Origin of the sequence: Aquabacterium sp. UBA2148, from assembly GCF_002328915.1 — a bacterium.
Lineage (GTDB): Bacteria > Pseudomonadota > Gammaproteobacteria > Burkholderiales > Burkholderiaceae_C > Aquabacterium > Aquabacterium parvum.
Genome location: NZ_DCXA01000294.1, coordinates 1 through 3,305, shown reverse-complemented (window position 1 = coordinate 3,305; position 3,305 = coordinate 1). Strand labels below are relative to the sequence as shown.

At 65.9% G+C, this 3,305-nt stretch carries 3 protein-coding genes; all 3 read right to left on the bottom strand.

What is annotated here, in order from left to right; translation table 11 throughout:
* Positions 1-45: 45 nt before the first annotated feature.
* On the bottom strand, positions 46-1,641 hold the full coding sequence (gene ntrC, locus B2W70_RS16300) for a nitrogen regulation protein NR(I) (RefSeq protein WP_286747259.1): 1,596 nt from the start codon (positions 1,639-1,641) through the stop codon (positions 46-48).
* Between the two features lie 52 nt (positions 1,642-1,693).
* Entirely contained in the window at positions 1,694-2,818 is a 1,125-nt protein-coding gene (gene glnL, locus B2W70_RS16295) for a nitrogen regulation protein NR(II) (protein ID WP_286747258.1), read from the bottom strand.
* 28 nt (positions 2,819-2,846) lie between these two features.
* On the bottom strand, positions 2,847-3,305 hold a 459-nt coding region (locus tag B2W70_RS16290), incomplete at its 5' end, for a hypothetical protein (protein WP_349677466.1).

Here is a 3,305-nt window from a genome sequence, read left to right as displayed (position 1 = left end):
CCGTTGACAGGCGCGTTTCCCAACGTAAAACACCCGAGACAAGCCTCAGTCGTCGATGCCGAGTTCCTGGATCTTGCGCGTGATGGTGTTTCGTCCGATGCCCAGTTTCTGCGCGGCTTCAATGCGGCGTCCGCGCGTCAGCTCCAGCGCCGTGTGGATGAGTTGAGCCTCGAACTGCCGGGTCAATGCGTCCCAGACATCGGTCTGACCCGCATTGAGCCGCTCGCGGGCCTCGCGCTGCAGATCAGCCAGCCAACTGGCGCCCGAAGGCGATGCAGCCAGGGTCTCCGTGGCGATCACGTCGCCAAAACTCCCCAGGCCCGACGCGGCCACCGGCGCAACGTCGGCATGCGAGCGGACAGCATCGGTGAAAGCCGGTGGCAATGCCGGCGCAGACAACGGAGCGGGCGCAGGTGCGGGTGCAGGGGCAGCCACAGGGGCCCAATCTGCCACCACAGCGGTGGCTTGCTCATGAACGCCGGTTGCCGCTCCCTCGAGCAACTCAGGCGGCAGGTCCTTGGTCTCGATGACCTGGGCGGGCGCCATCACCGTCAGCCAGTGGCAGATGTTCTCCAGCTGGCGCACGTTGCCGGGGAAGTCGAAGGTCGCCAGTTTGGCCAACGCAGGCTCGGAAATGCGCTTGGCCTCGACGCCCAGGTCCTTGGCACTTTTCTGCAAGAAGAAACGTCCCAGCGTGGGGATGTCTTCGCGGCGCTCGCGCAGCGCGGGCAAGCGCAGGCGGATCACGTTCAGTCGGTGGAAGAGGTCTTCCCGGAAACCACCCAAGCGCACGCGCTCTTCGAGGTTCTGGTGGGTCGCAGCGATCACGCGCACGTTGCTCTTGAGCGGCTGGTGGCCACCCACGCGGTAGAACTGGCCATCCGACAGCACGCGCAGCAGGCGGGTCTGCAGATCGAACGGCATGTCACCGATTTCATCGAGGAACAGCGTGCCGCCGTCGGCCTGCTCGAAGCGACCACGGCGCATGGTCTGCGCGCCGGTGAAGGCACCGCGTTCGTGACCGAACAGCTCTGACTCCAGCAGGTCCTTCGGGATGGCCGCCGTGTTGATGGCCACGAACGGGCCGTTGGCGCGAGGGCTGTGCTTGTGCAGCGCTCGTGCGACCAGCTCTTTGCCGGAGCCGGACTCGCCGGTGATCAGCACCGTCACGTTGCTCTGGCTGAGGCGGCCGATGGCACGGAAGACGTCCTGCATCGCGGGCGCCTGGCCCAGCATTTCCGGCATCTGCGTGACGCGGTCGTCGAGCACCTCTTCGCGCACGCTCTCGTCCACCGCGCGGCGGATGAGCTCGACCGCCTTGGGCAGGTCGAACGGCTTGGGCAGGTACTCGAAGGCGCCGCCCTGGAAGGCGGAAACGGCGCTGTCCAGGTCGGAGTAAGCGGTCATGATGATGACCGGCAGCCCTGGGTGACGGGCCTTGACCTTGCTCAGCAAATCGATGCCCGAGCCACCCGGCATGCGGATGTCCGAAACCAGCACCTGGGGCTCATCGACCTCCAGGGCCGCGAGCACGTCGCGGGGGTTGGTGAAGCTGCGCACCGGCAGCTCCTCGCGGGCCAGTGCCTTTTCAAGCACAAAGCGGATGGATTGGTCGTCGTCAACGATCCAGATGGGTTTCATGCTGGCCTGTGGTTGTCTGCGTCGTCGGGCGATCCGTCCACCGGGCCAAGGATCATGGCAAGGGGATGAGGATCCTGAACACCGTGCGACCGGGTTCGCTTTCGCATTCGATGGTGCCCTGATGCTGTTGAACGAAGGTTTGTGCCAAGGTCAGGCCCAGTCCGGATCCGCCGTCACGTCCCGACACCAAAGGGTAGAAGACTCGATCGCGGATGGATTCCGGGATGCCCGGGCCGTTGTCCTCGATATGCAAGACCAGTGCCAGTCGGTGCAAGGCGCGGTTGATGGTGACGCGCCGGACCACGCGCGTGCGCAACACGATGCGCGCGTCGCCCTGCGCAATGCGATCGATCAAGGCTTGCGCTGCGTTGTGCGCGATGTTCAACACGGCCTGGATCAACTGCTCACGATCACCCCGGAAGTCGGGCAGCGAGGTGTCGTAATCGCGCTGGACCTTCAGGCCCTTGGGGAACTCGGCCAGGATCAGCGAGCGCACCCGCTCGCAGACCTCGTGGATGTTGACGTCACCCACCACGTGCGGGCGGCGATGCGGCGCCAGGAGCCGGTCAACCAGCGACTGCAGGCGGTCGGCCTCGTGGATGATGACCTGGGTGTACTCGGTCAGCGATTTGCTCTCGAGCTCCATCTGCAGCAGCTGCGCCGCGCCCCGGATGCCGCCCAGCGGGTTCTTGATCTCGTGGGCCAGGTTGCGGATGAGCTCCTTGTTGGCCTGCACCTGATCGAGGGCGCGCTCTTCGCGGTCCTGGCGGGTCTGCTGCTCGACCTCGACGAGCTCGACCAGCACCAGGCTGCCCTGCCCCAGTCGCGTGACGATGACCTGCACAGGCAGGGGCTCGCCATGGCCGTGCAGGTGGCGTCGAAGGTCGGTTTGCAGGCGGCTGGTGGCGAACTCGTTGCGGGCCACCGCGGAAACCACGTCGCGCAGCAGGCCGGGCGAGACCACCCAGTCGTAGATGGATTCGCGCAGCATGGACTTGCGCGACAAGCCCAGGCCTTCTTCAAAGGCGGAGTTGGCGTAGAGGCAACGGCCATCGGGGACCACCACGCACACCATCGTGCCCAGGTGGTCGAAGGCTTCGAGCCCGCCGGGCACGATCGGGTCAACACGGGAGACCGCCTGCACGATGTCGGCAGGCGCAAGGGGAACAGCAGTCATCGGGAAAAGCCTTGTCTGGTGGCTCGCGTCAGCGCTGGCCGAACTTGCCCAACTCGCGCCGCAAAGCGGCCACGTCCGCTTCCTTGCGGGTGAGCGCGGCCTTCATCTCCTCGATGCGATCAAGGTACTTCTGGTAGTTGCGCTCGTCACCGCGGCGCTCGGGCTGGCCGTCGTTGAATTCCTTGCGCAGGGCGGCCAGGGCGTCCTCTTCCTTCTTGAGCTCGGCTTCGAGGATGCGCTTGGCATCGCTGTCGCGGGCTTTCTGGTCGTCGGCGCCGACCTTGTCACCCTGAGCGGACGAAGCGCCAGCCGGCCGAGCAGCATTGCCACGCGGAGCCTGGGACTGGATCACCGTGATCGGTGCGCCTTCCAGGGTTTTGCAGCCCTTGTCGCGGGCCTCTTTGGCGCTCAGCGAGTCGGTGTAGAGGTTGCCCGGGCATCGGTAGACGGGCTTTTCCTGGGCCCACGCGGCAGCACCAGCGCTCAG

Excerpts from the sequence above, each read along its gene's own strand:
- glnL (WP_286747258.1), bottom strand. The coding sequence starts at position 2,818 with ATGACTGCTGTTCCCCTTGCGCCTGCCGACATCGTGCAGGCGGTCTCC.
- ntrC (WP_286747259.1), bottom strand. The coding sequence starts at position 1,641 with ATGAAACCCATCTGGATCGTTGACGACGACCAATCCATCCGCTTTGTG.